The sequence below is a fragment of the Nonomuraea sp. AD125B genome (assembly GCF_041402765.1).
GTDB classification, from domain to species: domain Bacteria; phylum Actinomycetota; class Actinomycetes; order Streptosporangiales; family Streptosporangiaceae; genus Nonomuraea; species Nonomuraea bangladeshensis.
This window is the reverse complement of the sequence record NZ_JBGLOU010000002.1, coordinates 355,462-370,298: the sequence shown is the minus strand read 5'-3', so window position 1 is coordinate 370,298 and position 14,837 is coordinate 355,462. Positions and strand designations below refer to the sequence as shown.

General features: G+C 72.0%; 18 protein-coding genes. 12 read left to right on the top strand and 6 right to left on the bottom strand.

The window, feature by feature from the left end; translation table 11 throughout:
* The first annotated feature begins 94 nt into the window (after positions 1–94).
* Together ACBR40_RS06600 and ACBR40_RS06595 are read left to right on the top strand one after the other, a co-directional pair.
* A complete protein-coding gene (locus tag ACBR40_RS06600) occupies positions 95–1,036 on the top strand; it encodes a cupin domain-containing protein (protein ID WP_371247882.1) in 942 nt (313 codons plus the stop codon).
* Positions 1,037–1,229: 193 nt separating this feature from the next.
* Positions 1,230–1,502 carry a hypothetical protein gene (locus ACBR40_RS06595; protein WP_371247881.1) on the top strand — a complete coding sequence of 91 codons (273 nt, stop codon included), beginning with the start codon at positions 1,230–1,232 and terminating at the stop codon, positions 1,500–1,502.
* 252 nt (positions 1,503–1,754) lie between these two features.
* Here ACBR40_RS06595 and ACBR40_RS06590 read toward each other — a convergent pair whose 3' ends face one another.
* Entirely contained in the window at positions 1,755–2,855 is a 1,101-nt protein-coding gene (locus tag ACBR40_RS06590) for a hypothetical protein (protein ID WP_371247880.1), read from the bottom strand.
* A gap of 209 nt (positions 2,856–3,064) precedes the next feature.
* Here ACBR40_RS06590 and ACBR40_RS06585 point away from each other — a divergent pair, with 209 nt between their 5' ends.
* On the top strand, positions 3,065–3,367 hold the full coding sequence (locus ACBR40_RS06585) for an ArsR family transcriptional regulator (RefSeq protein WP_364448302.1): 303 nt from the start codon (positions 3,065–3,067) through the stop codon (positions 3,365–3,367).
* Positions 3,357–3,887, top strand: coding sequence for a YbaK/prolyl-tRNA synthetase associated domain-containing protein (locus tag ACBR40_RS06580; protein WP_371247879.1), 531 nt, complete (start codon positions 3,357–3,359; stop codon positions 3,885–3,887). Before ACBR40_RS06585 ends, ACBR40_RS06580 begins: the two co-directional genes overlap by 11 nt.
* Before the next feature lie 18 nt (positions 3,888–3,905).
* Here ACBR40_RS06580 and ACBR40_RS06575 read toward each other — a convergent pair whose 3' ends face one another.
* Positions 3,906–4,700, bottom strand: coding sequence for a helix-turn-helix transcriptional regulator (locus ACBR40_RS06575; protein WP_371247878.1), 795 nt, complete (start codon positions 4,698–4,700; stop codon positions 3,906–3,908).
* An 83-nt stretch (positions 4,701–4,783) separates the two neighbouring features.
* Between ACBR40_RS06575 and ilvD the strand changes: the two genes are divergently transcribed.
* From ilvD to ACBR40_RS06540, 7 genes are all read left to right on the top strand, one after another.
* Entirely contained in the window at positions 4,784–6,619 is a 1,836-nt protein-coding gene (gene ilvD / locus ACBR40_RS06570) for a dihydroxy-acid dehydratase (protein ID WP_371247877.1), read from the top strand.
* Between the two features lie 90 nt (positions 6,620–6,709).
* Positions 6,710–7,303: an RNA polymerase sigma factor gene (locus ACBR40_RS06565; protein ID WP_364448312.1), complete on the top strand. Its 594-nt coding sequence runs from the start codon at positions 6,710–6,712 to the stop codon at positions 7,301–7,303.
* Entirely contained in the window at positions 7,300–8,268 is a 969-nt protein-coding gene (locus ACBR40_RS06560; protein ID WP_371247876.1) for a CU044_5270 family protein, read from the top strand. The genes ACBR40_RS06565 and ACBR40_RS06560 overlap by 4 nt, the downstream gene beginning before the upstream one ends.
* A 54-nt stretch (positions 8,269–8,322) precedes the next feature.
* A complete protein-coding gene (locus tag ACBR40_RS06555) occupies positions 8,323–8,559 on the top strand; it encodes a hypothetical protein (protein WP_371247875.1) in 237 nt (78 codons plus the stop codon).
* 110 nt (positions 8,560–8,669) lie between these two features.
* The gene (locus ACBR40_RS06550; protein WP_371247874.1) at positions 8,670–9,734 is read left to right on the top strand and encodes an AAA family ATPase; all 1,065 of its coding nucleotides are present in this window, start codon (positions 8,670–8,672) and stop codon (positions 9,732–9,734) included.
* On the top strand, positions 9,731–11,038 hold the full coding sequence (locus tag ACBR40_RS06545; protein WP_371247873.1) for a VWA-like domain-containing protein: 1,308 nt from the start codon (positions 9,731–9,733) through the stop codon (positions 11,036–11,038). The genes ACBR40_RS06550 and ACBR40_RS06545 overlap by 4 nt, the downstream gene beginning before the upstream one ends.
* Positions 11,035–11,784: a hypothetical protein gene (locus ACBR40_RS06540; RefSeq protein WP_371247872.1), complete on the top strand. Its 750-nt coding sequence runs from the start codon at positions 11,035–11,037 to the stop codon at positions 11,782–11,784. Before ACBR40_RS06545 ends, ACBR40_RS06540 begins: the two co-directional genes overlap by 4 nt.
* 17 nt (positions 11,785–11,801) lie before the next feature.
* Here ACBR40_RS06540 and ACBR40_RS06535 read toward each other — a convergent pair whose 3' ends face one another.
* Positions 11,802–12,596, bottom strand: coding sequence for a hypothetical protein (locus ACBR40_RS06535; RefSeq protein WP_371247871.1), 795 nt, complete (start codon positions 12,594–12,596; stop codon positions 11,802–11,804).
* Positions 12,597–12,656: 60 nt separating this feature from the next.
* Positions 12,657–13,094 carry a MerR family transcriptional regulator gene (locus ACBR40_RS06530; protein ID WP_371247870.1) on the bottom strand — a complete coding sequence of 146 codons (438 nt, stop codon included), beginning with the start codon at positions 13,092–13,094 and terminating at the stop codon, positions 12,657–12,659.
* A 37-nt stretch (positions 13,095–13,131) separates the two neighbouring features.
* Between ACBR40_RS06530 and ACBR40_RS06525 the strand changes: the two genes are divergently transcribed.
* Positions 13,132–13,761: a class I SAM-dependent methyltransferase gene (locus tag ACBR40_RS06525; protein WP_371247869.1), complete on the top strand. Its 630-nt coding sequence runs from the start codon at positions 13,132–13,134 to the stop codon at positions 13,759–13,761.
* A gap of 9 nt (positions 13,762–13,770) precedes the next feature.
* On the opposite strand, the gene ACBR40_RS06520 is transcribed toward ACBR40_RS06525, so the two are convergent.
* Positions 13,771–14,184 (bottom strand): SRPBCC family protein, encoded by a 414-nt coding sequence (locus ACBR40_RS06520; protein WP_344207768.1) that lies wholly within the window; start codon positions 14,182–14,184, stop codon positions 13,771–13,773.
* 36 nt (positions 14,185–14,220) lie between these two features.
* Positions 14,221–14,778 carry a MarR family winged helix-turn-helix transcriptional regulator gene (locus ACBR40_RS06515; RefSeq protein ID WP_371247868.1) on the bottom strand — a complete coding sequence of 186 codons (558 nt, stop codon included), beginning with the start codon at positions 14,776–14,778 and terminating at the stop codon, positions 14,221–14,223.
* Between the last annotated feature and the right edge of the window lie 59 nt (positions 14,779–14,837).

Sequence of the window (14,837 nt, the reverse complement as noted above, 5' to 3'; positions counted from 1 at the left end):
ACCCTAAGAAGGTGCGGACGATCGTCTCAATGCGTATTCAGCTCAGTCAGATACGAGTCCGTCTCACGCCCTATACGGGAGATATCCTGGGTGAGTGGATGTGGTGAGTGACGCGATCTCCGCCGTTCACCTCGGGCACCCGTGGTTCCAGCGGGTGCGGGCGAGCGGGAGCTGGTGCGCGCGGCTTGATGCGTACGACGGCGCGGGCTTCCACGTCGTCCTGAAGGGCAACTGCCGGCTCCTGACCGACGGTGGCGCCTCGGTGTCCCTGGGCGTGGGCGACGCGGTGCTGCTGCCTCACGGCGCGGGCCATGTCATCGCCGACGCTCGCCTTGATGCGGAGGTCGCGGCGCGGAAGGCGGTGCCGTTCGAGCAGTGGCTCGGGGAGACTTCGCCGCGAGCCCGGCCCGATCGCGACGGGACGGAGATGATCTGCGGCAGATACTGGCTCGACTGCAGCCGCATGCACCCGCTGATGACGGAACTGCCCGAGGTCGTCCACCTTCCCAGCCGCGTGGGCACCCACCTCGAACTCCGCGCCGCGATCGACCTGCTCGCCGGTGAGCTGGACGAGGCGCGGCCCGGTTCCTGCGTGGCGCTCCCCAACCTGCTCGATCTCCTCCTCGTCTACATGATCCGTGCCTGGATGACCGAGACCACCAGCGGAGCCTGGCCCAGCGCACTGGGCGACTCGGTGACGGCCGCCGCGCTGCGGGCGATGCACTCGCATCCGGCCGCGCCGTGGAGCATCGACCGCCTGGCCGCGGAGGCGGGCGTCTCCCGCCCCACGCTGGCGCGCCGGTTCACCGCGCTGGTCGGCCGCCCGCCGATGGCGTACCTCACCTGGTGGCGCGTGATCCTGGCGGCCACCCTGCTCCGCGACACCAAGGAGACCCTGGCTGCCATCGCCGACCGCGTCGGCTACGGCAGCCCGTATGCGCTCTCCCACGCCTTCCAGAGGGAGTTCGGCACCACACCAGGGCGATATCGGGAGGCCGCGAACCGGCGCGCGACGTCCGACGCCTCCCCACGCTGATGCGGTTCCCCGCGGACGCCGCCCGCTCGATGCGGTCGCAGCCGGTCTCGCGTTCGACAAGGTGACCGGCAAGCTGTCGCTGCGATCGGCCACCCGGCCGTGCTCCCGGACGATCAGCTGGTCTCATGAAGGCGAGTGCCGGCTGCTCGGTGTACGGCGTGTCGCAGGCCGATCACGGCCAGGGTGGTACGGCATGACGACGCGGATGCTTGCTGAGGCGGTGGCTGTGCTGCCGCAGGTCCTGGAGGCCCTGGGCTGGCAGGGCCGGCGCGTGGTCCAGGCCAGGGCTTTGAGCAGCCGGCGGTGGGTGGCCTGTGAATTGAACGAGGCCGAGCACGAAACTCGATTGCGTGAGGGGCTGCCGCCGGCGGCTGACGCCTTCCTGCTGCACTGCGTCGCCCATCGCTACCCGGACTTCCTGTCGCGCCCGGCGCCGGTGCACATCGAAGGCGCGATCGCCGCGTAGGACCTGGGCGGCCGCGAGGAACAACCTCGGCGGGTTCGTGTCGTTCGGTGCACGGGTGGCCCTCGTACCCACCGTTGTGGCACGAAGTCTGCCCGTCGCGGTGGATGCCGTCTACTACGGCTTCGGTGTGGTGGCTCTGGAAGAGCCTGATCGGCTGGTCCATCCGCCTGAGCCCCTTCCCGCCCAGGAACGCACGTGGGTGAGACGACTTGTCGAGGAAGTGATCTATGACGCCGTGCTTCGTCAGGCCGGTCAGGCTCTTCCCGTCGCACTCGGCGTGGCGTAGGACTTCACCCACGCCTGCAGGTTCTTGGGCACTCCCCACGACAGCCGGCGCTGGGCGTTCAACTCGTGGTGCCGGTGAATGGCGTCCTTGCATTTGGCCAGCCAGGAGCCCGGCCGCTGGTGCGGGAGCAGAGTGGTGATGCCCTCATGGAGGTGCAGCAACGGCTCGAACGTGTGTGCGGCGAGTTCGGTGGATGAGGCGGTGGCCAGCCAGTCCATCGTGCGGCTGCCGCACACGCGGCAGTCGCAGGTCCAGACATCGCGCATCAGGTCGGGATCTTCGAGAGTGGCCTGCACGCCTTCGAGAATCTTGTCCACGGTCATCAAGGCCAGGAGCGGCAGGACGAGTGTGTGCCGTCGGGGCGTCCCATTGTTCGGGGGAGGCGAGGCGTCTTCGGGATAGAGATGGCGCAACGAAGAGGTGGCGCCCATGGCAGCCCAGAGGGCGTCGTGAGCGATTGCTCCCAGCCCGGAGACGTCCGTGCTCAGCAGGCTTACCGGGACGGTGGCACGTTCCAGCAAGTGTCTGAGGCCCGAGACTGCCCGGATGGAGCCGAGAGGGTCGCTCCGGTGCTCCAGCACAAGAGCCACCGGCGTCTCGTGCGAGCAGATCTCACCGACGAGATGGTCTACCCAGGGTGTCAGCAGCCAGCTACTGTGCAAGGGCAGTACGGCGGTGACGTCGGCGCCCGCTTCCTTGGCTTGGCTGAGCACAGTCTGTAGTGCGGCCTTGTCCTCCTTGCCCACGTATCCGGAGTCGGTCAGGACGCTGGGGACGTCCAACGCGCGCTGGGCATCGAGCCAGGCGCGACTGATCGGCTCCGCCCCGGCCTTCCGGCGGGACTTGCCACCGGCGTAGCAGCGCCGGTCGATGAGCAGGGGCCCGCGGAGGCGTTCTCGTAAGGATGGGTGAAGCGCGGTGGCCTTCTCTCCTGTGAGCGCGATTCCGCCGGCGGATGACGGGATGATGTCGAGCACAGCGGACATGTGCCCGGCTGGGATCTGAAGCAGGAGACGATCCGTGAGGATCGTGTTCGCGGTATGGGTTCTTTCTGGCGTGGCGTTCACGGCCTTGTCCCTCCATCCCTCGCCGGATCAACGAAGGAAACATGCCGACGACCTTGACGGTGACTGCCTGCCGGGACGGCGTCAAGGTAATGATTGGCTACAGCCGCCTGGTCGCGTCCGTACGGCGAAGGCGGCAAGTTCCGCGAGGCCGACGTCCACCCTTGACTCTGGACGTAGACAGGTACTTAGCTAATTGCCATAATGCCTTCGTGCTGGACGTTGATCTGGTGAAGGCGCTGGCCAACGACAAGCGGTTGCTGATCTTGGAGTGGTTGCGTGACCCTGAACGCCATTTCCCGCCGCAACGGGACGGCGACCTGGTGCGCGACGGGGTCTGCTCCTTGTTCATCGCCCAGAAGCTGGGAGTGAGCCAGCCGACCTGCGGTGAGCATCTGAAGGTGCTCGCGCAGGCCGGGCTGTTGCGCGGCAAGAAGATCAAGCAGTGGGTGTTCTACCAACGCGACGAGGACCGCATTTCCGCGGCGAAGGAGTTGCTGAGCGGTGAGTGGTGAGCTGGGCGGCGGTGTCGCCGCGCCCGAGAGTCTGGACGCGGGGCTCTATGAGCGGTTGATCGCCGATCTGGAAGCAGCCGGTGCGCGCTACCGTCTGATCGACCACCCGCCCGAGGGGCGCACCGATGAGGTCAGCGCTCTGCGTGGACACGACGTCGCACAGGCCGCCAAGTGCCTGGTCGTCATGGTCAAGATCGGCAAGAAGCGGACCCGGTACGTGCTGGCGGTGGTGCCCGGTGATGCCCGCCTGGATCTGCAGGCGGTGAAAGCCCTGCTGGAGGGCACCTATGCCGCCTTCGCCGACCGTGACAGAGCAGAGGAACTGGCCGGCAGCGTCAGCGGCACCGTGCTGCCCTTCAGCTACCACCCCAAGCTGGAGGTGATCGCCGACCCGGCGCTGCTGCGGGTTCCGGAAATGTTCTTCAACGCCGCCCGCCTGGACCGTTCGATCGCCCTGGCCACCGACGACTACCTACGGCTGGCCGCCCCTCGCGTCGCTCCCATCATCACCGCTCCCTGACTCCGACGCCGGAGCGCGTCAACAGCTCGGGGTGTAGATGACCACGTGCAGGTCGGGGTGGTCGGCGGGGGCCAGGCGGTGGTGCTCGAAGTGTCGCATCCCCGTGATCGGGTGGTCGAAGACGCGCACGCGGGAGGCGAAGCCCTCGATGTGGTGGTCCTGCCACGCCGTACGGAAGGCCGCACTCGTGGCCAGCAGGCGCTGGATGGCCGGGGAGCCGGCGAGGTCGCCGAGCCGGGGCCCGGCCTCGGCCCGGAACTCGGCGACGAAACGACGGCTCGTGACCTCCCAGTCCGGCAGCAGATCACGGACGTAGGGATCGGTGAACACCAGCCACAGCAGGTTGCGCTCCTCGGGAGCGACCGTGGCGACGTTCGGATACAGGTCGACGTAGGCGGCGTTCCAGCCGGTGATCGTCCAGTCGGGCGCGATGGCGTACGCGGGACATCCGGCGAGCGCGTCGAGCAGCCGCTGCACGTGGCCGGGAGCGGTGCGGGCCGCCGGTTCCCCGGGCTCGGTGAGGGGGGCGTATCCGGCCAGGGACAGCACATAGGCATGCTCGGCGGGGGTCAGGAGCAGCGTACGGGCGAGGGCGTCCAGGACGTGCCGGGAGGGCTGGATGTCGCGGCCCTGCTCCAGCCACGTGTACCAGGTGGCGCTGACCTGGGAGAGGGTGGAGACCTCCTCGCGTCGCAGGCCGCCGCGCCGGCGGGGACCGGCCGGGGGCAGGCCGACCGCCGTCGGGTTGAGCCGGGCTCGCCTGGCGCGCAGGAAGTCGCCCAGTTCCTTGCGCCGCTCCGCTGCCGTTCCCATGGACGCAGGATAGGTACTGGTAGCCGGACTACTAGCATTCGGGGCGTCTTCGCGGTGCGCCCGCGCACCGCGAGGATCGGGGCATGCCACAGTTGAGATCCCGCACCGTCACCCATGGCCGGAACATGGCCGGGGCGCGCGCCCTGATGCGCGCCTCCGGCGTGCCCGGCGCGGACATCGGCGTCAAGCCGGTGATCGCGGTGGCCAACAGTTTCACCGAGTTCGTCCCCGGTCACACCCATCTGCAGCCCGTAGGCCGGATCATCGGCGAGGCCATCGGCGCGGCGGGCGGCATCGCGAGGGAGTTCAACACCATCGCGATCGACGACGGCATCGCCATGGGCCACGCGGGGATGCTGTACTCGCTGCCCTCGCGGGAGCTGATTGCCGACTCCGTCGAGTACATGGTCCAGGCGCACTGCGCGGACGCCCTGGTCTGCGTCTCCAACTGCGACAAGATCACCCCGGGGATGCTGCTGGCCGCGCTGCGGCTGAACATCCCCACGGTGTTCGTCTCGGGCGGCCCCATGGAGGGCGGACGGACGGTGCTGTCCGACGGCACGGCCCGTACTGGCCTGACCCTCGTCACCGCCATGTCCGAGGCGGTCAACCCCGCCGTCTCCGACGCCGACCTGGCCGCCATCGAGGAGGCGGCCTGCCCGACCTGCGGTTCGTGCGCCGGGATGTTCACGGCCAACTCCATGAACTGCCTTCTGGAGGCTCTCGGCCTGGCCCTGCCCGGCAACGGCACCACCCTGGCCACCCACACCGCGCGCAGGGCCCTGTACGAGCGGGCCGGGCGGACGGTCGTGGAGCTGACCGAACAGTACTACGGCAAGGACGACGCCAGCGTGCTGCCCCGGGCGATCGCCTCCCGGGCGGCGTTCGACAACGCGATGGCCCTGGACCTGGCCATGGGCGGCTCCACCAACACCGTGCTGCACCTGCTCGCCGCCGCCCACGAGGCCGAGCTGGACTACGGCCTGTCCGACATCGAGGCGCGCTCGCGCGAGGTGCCGTGCCTGTGCAAGGTGGCCCCCAGCAGCGCGTACCTGATGGAGGACGTCCACCGGGCCGGCGGCGTCCCCGCCCTGCTGGGCGAGCTGCGCCGCGCCGGGCTGCTGCGCGAGGACGTCCAGGCCGTCCACGCCGGCTCACTCGCCGCCTGGCTGTCCGCCTGGGACGTCCGCGCCCCCTCGCCCTCCCCGGAGGCGACCGGCCTCTTCCTCGCCGCTCCGGGCGGCGTCCGCTCCGCGTCCGCCTTCGGCCAGTCGGCCCGCTGGGAATCGCTGGACCTGGACGCGGCCGCGGGCTGCATCCGCGACGCCGCCCACGCCTACTCGGCCGACGGTGGGCTCGCCGTGCTGCGGGGCAATCTGGCTCCGGACGGGGCGGTGGTCAAGTCCGCCGGCGTCCTCGACGGCATGACCGTGTTCACCGGCGCAGCCGTGGTCACCGACTCCCAGGACGAGGCGGTGGAAGCGATCCTGTCCGGGCGGGTGCGTCCGGGCAGCGTGCTGGTCATCCGCTACGAGGGGCCGCGCGGCGGTCCGGGCATGCAGGAGATGCTGTATCCGACGGCCTACCTCAAGGGCCGCGGCCTCGCCCACTCCGTGGCCGTCGTCACCGACGGCCGCTTCTCCGGCGGCAGTTCCGGCCTGTCCGTCGGCCACGTCTCACCCGAAGCCGCCGCCGGAGGACCGCTGGCACTGGTCGCCGACGGCGACCTGATCACCGTCGACATCCCGGCCCGCACCCTGCGCCTCCACGTGCCCGAGCCGGAGCTCGCCGCCCGCCACGAGAGCTCGGACTACCGGCCGCACCGCCCCCGGCGGCCCGTCTCGACGGCTTTGCGCGCCTACGCGGCCCTGGCCCAGTCCGCCGATAAGGGCGCCGTACGCGCCCTGCCCAGCGACTGACCGCTCCGGAACGACTCGTTCAGCGCCGTTCCGCCGGTGATGCGCTCGTGGCGTCGAGAACTCGATTCGTCCCATCGGGAAACAGCAGGCATGACACGAACAACCCCACCGGAGGAGAGGGTCGAGGCGGACGACGCCGAGCTCATCCGCCGGTCCATCGACGATCCGGAGCAGTTCACCGGCGTGTTCGACCGGTACGTCGAGCAGATCCACCGCTATGTCGCGCGGCGGTTGGGCGTGCAGGTCGCCGACGACGTCGTGGCGGAGACGTTCCTGACCGCCTTCCGCTGCCGCGCCTCCTACGATCACGCGCAACCGCTGGCCAGGCCGTGGCTGTACGGCATCGCGACCAACCTCATCGCCAGGCAGCGGCGTGACGAGGAGCGGTTCCTGCGGGCGCTGGCGCGTACCGGTGCGGAGCCGCCGCCCGAGTCCATGGCCGACGCGGTGGTCGGGCGCGTGGCCGCGCAGGCCGAGGACCGTCGGCTGGCGGGGGCGCTGACGGGCCTGGCGAGCGGTGACCGCGACGTGCTGCTGCTGGTGGCGTTGGGAGACATGGCCTACGACGAGGTGGCGCAGGCGCTCGGCATCCCGATCGGGACCGTGCGCTCGCGCCTGCACCGGGCCCGCAAGCAGGCGCGGGCCGCCCTCGGCACCGGCACTCAGACGAGAGAGGACGCATGATGGACGAGTTCGGACGGTTCCTCGAGGCCACCCCGGCGATCAGCGGCGAGGCGAAGGCGGCGGCGCGCGCCCGGCTGCTGGAGGCGATCCGCGAGCCGGTCCCCCTGCCTGCAAAGCCTCCGGCGCGGCGGCGCGGGCCGCGCCTGGCCTGGCGGCTGGCGCTGGCGGCGTCGGTCGCGCTGGCCGTGGGCGCGGGCGTCATCACGGTACGCGGCGGTGGAGAACCTGCCTCCGCCCCGGTCGCCGCCGTACGGGAACTCGGCGACAAGGCGGCCAGGAGCGCCGAGACCGACCCGTACCAGATCACGCCCTCGCCGGGCCGCTGGCTGTACGTGCAGCAGACGATCGCTCCGCTCCGCCAGGAGCCGGAGCCCGAGGTGGACCGCGACAGGCGCATGACTCTGGAGACGTGGCACAGCCTGGACGGCAAGCAAGTGGCGTTGGACGACGGACGGGGCAGGCTCGTCACGGAGGAGTACGGCCCCGGCGTCACGGCCGCGGACCTGGCCGAGGCGCCGGTCACCCCCGAGGAGATGATCGCCAGGATCGGGGCGAGCGTCGATGCGACCCCGGCGACGGAGTTCGACGACCCCGGCGCGACCCGGCAGGAGCGGATCTTCCGGACGATCTCCCAGTTGCTGGGCGAGCAGCCGCTGACCGCCGACGTACGGGCCGCGTTGTTCCGGGCGCTGCCCATGATCGAGGGGGTTGCCGTCAAGCAGGACGCGATCGACGCGGCGGGCCGTCACGGGGTCGCGTTCGCCTGCACGGGGACCTGGGAGCGCCTGGAGATCATCGTGAGCGCGCAGGACCACCGGTTCCTGGGGACGTACGGCGAGAGCGTCGCCGACCGCACCTTCGACCTCCCCGGCGGCGCGACACGCACCGTCAAGGCGGGCACCCCGCTGGTGTGGAGCGCGCGGATGACGGCCGAGGTCGTCGACAAGGCCGGGGACCGGCCGTAGCGAGGGCGTCATCTTTGGTTGACGTGCCATCGATCGTCAACCTAAGATGACGCCATGGAGTCCGATCCCATCGCAGCGCTCACCCGCGCGGTGAACGCCGACGACCCGATCAACTCGCTCGCGGCCATCGCCGAGTTCCGCCGTGAGCTCGCGCGCATGGAGGCGGTGGCGGTCCGCCGGGCCCGTACCCAGGGCGACAGCTGGACGGAGATCGCCGCCGCTCTGGGCCTCAGCAAGCAGGCGGTGCACAAGAAGCACGGCGGCCGGGGCCTGTTCCGCGCCCAGGACTAGCAGACGGACACCACACCGAACGTCGGCGATCAAGGCTGGACGTTCCGATGCGTGCTGCCCGGAAGCGGTCCGGGCGGCCGGCGAGGAGGACGATGATGACGGCGGCATCAGTGACACGAGACGCTCTCGCGGTCGCGGTGACGGCCAACCTGCCGGTGATCCTGTGGGGCGCGCCGGGCACCGGCAAGACGTCCGTGGTGACCGCGCTCGGCGCGGCCGTCGGCCTGCCGGTCGAGGTGGTGGTCGGCTCGATCCGCGAGCCGAGCGACTTCTCCGGGCTGCCGGTGCTGCGCGACGGCGGCACCTGGTTCGCGCCGCCGCGATGGGCTGAGCGGCTCGCCGCCGGGGGCGGCGGCCTGCTGTTCCTCGACGAGCTGACCACCGCGCCGCCGGCCGTGCAGGCCGCCATGCTGCGGGTGGTGCTGGAGCGCACGGTCGGCGACCTGGTGCTGCCGGACGAGGTACGGATCGTGGCCGCCGCCAACCCGCCGGACCAGGCCGCCGACGGCTGGGACCTGTCCGCGCCGCTGGCCAACCGGCTCATCCACCTGAACTGGACGGTCTCGGCCGAGGACGTCGCCGAGGGCTTCGCCGGAGGCTTCCCCGTGCCGGAGTTCCACCTGAAGGACCCGGCCGGCCCCGCCGACGCCCGCGCGCTGGTCGGGGCGTTCCTGCGGGTGCGGCCGGAACTCGTCCTGGCGGTGCCCGACAGCCCGGACCGGGCGGGCCGCGGCTGGCCCAGCCCGCGCAGCTGGGAGATGGCCGCACGGGCGATCGCCGCCTGCGAGCGCCTGGGCGCCGGCGAGCCGGTCCTGGCCGAGCTGGTGCTCGGCGCGGTCGGCGAGGCGGCCGGGTTCGAGCTGCTCTCCTGGCGCCGCAACCTCGACCTGCCCGATCCGCAGTCCCTGCTGAACGACCCGCACGCACGCCTGCCCGAGCGACTCGACCGGCTGCACGCCCTGCTCGGCGCGGTGGTCGCGTACGTACGGTCGGACGGCACCACCGACACGTGGGAACGGGCGTGGGCGGTGGTGGCCCGGGTCGCGCGCACGGCGCCGGACGTGGCGGCCACCGCGGCCCGTTCGCTGGCCCGTACCCGGCCCGAGGGCGCGACCCTGCCCGAGGCGATGCTCGAACTCGCGCCGGTGCTGCGCTCGGCGGGGCTCCTGCGATGACCGCCGACCGCGCTCCCGCCCACGAAGAGGCAGTGCGCGCCAGGATCGCCGCCGCGCGGCTGTGGGCGGCGCACCGGGCGCCGTACCTCGCCTCGGCCGTCTTCGCCCTCAACCCGGTCATCCTGGAACCGGCCCTGGACGAGGACACCGGCGCGCCCGTCGCCGACCCTGGATTCCGCGCCTTCCCCGCCGACACCCGGTGGAACCTGTACGTGGAACCGGGCACCGCGCTGGCCACCCCGGTCGAGGAGATCGGCTGGTGGATGCTGCACCAGGTGGGCCATCTGGTGCGCGGGCACGCGGCCCGCTCGCCGGTGCGGCCGGAGCCGGGCCACGAGGTGAGCCACGCCGCCGGCGCGGCCCGCGACGAGGAGGCCCACCGCTGGAACCAGGCCGCCGACGCCGAGATCAACGACGACCTGGAGGCCGAGGAGCTACGCGGCCCGGCGGGCGTGCTGTCGCCTGCCGAGCTCGGCCTCCCTGCCCACCGCACCGCCGAGGAGTACGTGCCGATGCTCGACGTGCTCGCCTCCGCGATGGGCCGCGGCGGGCGGGCGCTGGCCGAGGCGATCGACTGCGGCAGCGCCGTGGACGGGCAGGAGCGCACGTACGAGGACGGCGGCTCCGGCGAAGGGCTCACGCAGCTCGACCGCGAACTGCTCGAACGCACCATCGCGGCCGGCATCCAGGACCGGATCAGCGCGCGCGGCGAGCTGCCGTCAGGATGGCGCCGCTGGGCCGAGGAGCGCCTGCGTCCCTCGGTGAACTGGCGGGCCCGCCTGGGCGCGGTGATCCGGCGCGGGCTGAGCACGGTGGCGGGGCAGGTCGACTTCAGCTACCGCCGCCCGTCGCGCCGCGCCGGCGCGTACGCCGGCATCGTGCCGCCGTCGATGGTACGCGCGGTCCCCGACACGGTGCTGGTGATCGACACCTCCGGCAGCGTCACGAACGACGTGCTGAACCGGTTGCTCGCCGAGGTGACCGGCATCATCGACGGCGTGGCCGGCCCCGGCCGGCGGCTGCGGGCGTTCTGCTGCGACGTCCGCCCGCACCCCGTCCAGCTGGTACGCCGGGCGAGCGACATCGAGCTCGTCGGCGGCGGCGGCACCGACCTGCGGGCCGGCCTCGCCGCGGCCATGGCCCTGCGGCCCCGGCCCGACCTGGTCGTCGTGCTGACCGACGGCGAGACGCCGTGGCCCGAGCAGCGCCCTCCCGCCCAGGTGGTGGTCTGCCTGATCGGCGACGGCGGGCACGCGCCCGGCTGGGCGTCCGTGGCCCGCATCCCGGCGAAAGGAGAGTCATGACGACGGGCTACGCCGACGAGCCGGGCCCGGAGCCGCTGCACGAGTGGCGGCAACGCGGTTTCACCATCGCCGAGGCCCGGCGGTGGATCGACGACGGCTTCTCGATCGGCAACGCGGAGCGGTGGCGCGCATCCGGCGTCTACACCGCGGCCGACGCGCGATCATGGCGCACCGCCGGAGCCACCCCGTACACCGTGGATCTGTGGCTGCGGGCCGGCATGACGCCACGGGACGCGGTGCGGTGGCGCGAACTGGGCTATCCGCCCGAGGAGGCGGCCGACCGGCACCTCGCGGGGGAGCGCCCGCACCCGCGCGGCCGGCTGTGGCGGCTGCTGCACCGGGGCGAGCAGCCGGGCGGCGCGTTCGCCGACGAGGAACGCTCCCGCAGCATGCGCGAGCTCCTGCGGGCCGGCATCCCGGCGGGCAGGGCACGCGCCTACATCGAGGCGGGCTGGACCGGCGCGGCCGCGGTGGAGTGGGCCGAACGCGACGTCGAGGCGGGCCAGGCCCAGGTCTTCAGTGCGCTCGGCCTGTCCGCCCGCGAGGCCGGCCGCGTGCTCGCCTCGGGGCAGGACGCCCTCTCCCTCATGACCGAGTTCTGGCGCGCCGGAGTGCCGATCGACGAGGTGGCGGACTGGCGCGCGGCGGGTTTCACCGGCGAGGAGGCGGCCCGGATGCGGGCCGAGGGCATCGGCGTCGAGCAGGCCAAGGTGCTGCGCGCGTTGAACGACGGCGACGAGTCCTGACCGGGAGGCGAGAAGAGTCAGGGAGCCGTACGACTCCGAGCCGCGAGAGCGCCCGCCACTCCCAGCGCCGCGGCGGCCACGTACGACCAGTTGACCAGTTCCAGGCCGGAGCAGCCGCGCGGTGCCGATGAGGCGAGCTGGGCCACCGGTTCGTACAGGGCGGGGACGAGCAGCACGAAGGCGGCGGACAGCGCGGCCGGACCGGATGCGAGCACGGCGCCGACGGCGGCCACGCCGACCCACACGCCGACGGCTTCGGCGATGGAGAGATGCGCCTGGACCAGCGCCCAGGTGTCCGTCAGGTCCGCGCGGCAGCCGAGGTCCGCGGCCGAGGAGACGGGCATGGTGGCGGCGACGTCGCGGGCGACGGCGACGACCAGGACCGCCGTCCAGGCGGCGGCGGTCGCCCGCCGCGCCGGACGGCGCGGCCGCCGGTCGCCGCGATCCAGGAGGCAGGCGGTCAGGGCGGCCGCGTAGCAGAGGAGCAACAGCCACTCGCCGCGCTGCGGCCCGCAGGGCGTGGTGTACGGGATGACGACGGTCAGCGCGCCCAGCACCAGCACGGCGGCCGACATGGACGCGCCGAGCACCGCGAAGCGGCCTGGCAGCCACAGGGCGAGCAGCGCGAGCGCCACCGGAAGGAGCTCCGCGCTCCACTCGCCGAGCGTCCACACGACCGTCGCCGCGGCACTCGGCCCCGGCAAAGCCTCAGAGAGCGGCGTGTAAGCGAAGAATCCGCAGCTCTCGCCGGGGAACAGCGCCGATAAGACGGCCGGCGTGACGGCTGCCAGCATGGTCAGGAGACGGAACATGAGGCGGCCTTTCGCCGGGTCCACGCGATCATGTGGGGGCGAGGCTACCGCACGGCGAGGTCAGTGCGAATGGACTCGTGCGTGCGCCTCTTCGAGGGAGGATCCCGCGAGGAGCGCCGCGACCCCGCCGGCGAAGTTGGCGCACGCGAAGATGTCCTTGTGCGGGCAGGCCAGGCCGTGGGCGATGGCGGTGCGGGCCACCTGCGCCTGCGCGATCCGCTGATCCAGCTCGGCGAGCTTGCGCTGGTACAGCTCCCGCCGGTCGTCGCCGGCCGGCGTACGGGAGGCGAGGAACGCCTTGACCTCCCGCAACGTGAAGCCGACGTCGCGCAGCAACAGCACCACACCGACCAGCTCGACCGCCGACGGCGGATAACGCCGCTGGCCCGAGACCCGGGCCGGCGCCGGCAGCAGGCCGAGCTGCTCCCAGTAGCGCAGAGCGGAGGTGGCGACGCCGGTGCGGCTCGCCAGCTCGCCGATCGTCAACTGCTCGCTCATTGACTTCAAGCGTACTTGAAGCCGTTGACTGGCGATCATGCAGATTCTCAGGCAACGCGTGATCCGCTACCTGGTGAGCCAGGCCCATCGTCCCCGGGGCGTCGTCGGGTGGGCGAACGGCTGGATGTTCGCCCACCGCCCCTCCAACCGCAAGCGCAACATCTGGGCGGTGTCGTTGCTGGACGTGCGGCCCACCGACCGGGTGCTGGAGGTCGGCTTCGGCCCCGGCGTCGCCATCGCCGAGTTCGCCGCCCGCGCCACCCGGGGCCAGGTCTTCGGCATCGACCACTCGCGGGCCATGGTCCGGCGGGCCGCCCGTCGCAACGCCGCCGCCGTACGCGCCCGCCGCGTCCACCTCACGTGCGCCCCCGTGGAGCGGATGCCGAGCTTCGGCGATCCGCTCGACGCCATCCTCGCCGTCAACTCCGTGGGGTTCTGGCCCGAGCCGGTGGAGCGGCTCGGCGAGCTGCGCCGCCTGCTCCGCCCCTCGGGCCGCATCGCGCTGGTCAGCCAGCCCCGCTGCCCCGGCGCCACCCGGGACACCACGGCCCGGGCCGCCCAGGAGCTCCAGGACCTGCTCACCCGGGCCGGTTTCACCAACCTCCGGGTCGAGACCCTGGAGCTCGACCCGCCCGTCGCCTGCGTGCTCGCCGACAATCCGGGGTAGCCACCTGGCTCAGCTCGGTGCCGCGGCCTCGATCGCCTGCTTCATCTCCCGGGCGCCGTGTTCGACGCGCACGCGGATCTCGGCCGCTCGCGCGTGCGGGAGCACATTGGTGATCCAGATCAGCCGGCCCGCTTCGCCGCCCTCCGGCCGAACCTCGAACGAGGCGTGGTGGTGATCGAGCGCGGGTCTCGCGCCTTCGACGACGGAATAGACCAAGCTGCGGGACTCGTCGTCGATCGCGACGATCAGCTCGCGGATCACGTGCCCGTCGGGAAAGGTCAGGAACCGCTGGTCGCCCTCCAGCCGGGTGCCGACGACACGGCCCGGCAGCAGGCGCTCGTGCACGGCTCCGACGTCGCGCAACACATCCCAGATGTGCTCAGGGGACGCGTCGATGACGATCTCGTGGCGAATGGAGGCCAAGACGCCGCAACTCCCTTCCGTTCGGGACGACATCGGTCAGGGCTGTTGCCCGGTCCGGCGCAGGTGCTCGGCGAGGCGATGCTGGTTGGCGGCCAGCCGCAGGCACAGGTCGCGCAGCACGACCAGTTCTTCAGGGGCGAACCCCTGGAACATCGCCCGCATGGCAAGCTGCGACGGCTTGCGGAACGCCTCCATCCATGCTCGCCCGTCAGGGGTGATCTCGGCCAGGACCGAACGCCGATCCTTCGGATCGGGGACCCTGCGGACCAGCCCGTGGCTCTCCAGCGTGTCGACCAGGCCGGTGGCGTTGCGGGAGCTGACCCCGGCGGCGCGGGCCAGCTCGCCGATGCTGATGCCGTGCTCGCTGTCGTCGAGGCAGATCAGCAGGTCGAGCGCGCCCGCGCTGACCCCTCGTCCCTCAGCGCCGTGGGCGCGCATGCGCTCGACGGCCTGGTTCGCGGTGCGGACGGCGGCGCCCGCCTCGAAGGCGAGCAGGGTTTCGTCGCTGTCGGCGAACCGGGTCATCGCGGCCCTGACCCGAGGGTCGTAGAGGAGGCCGTCGGAGTCGCTCTCATAGATGCTTACGTCCTTCATTATGAAGGAGGAGAATAGTACGTACTTCCCTATATCGTCCAGCGCTCCGGAAATCCCCC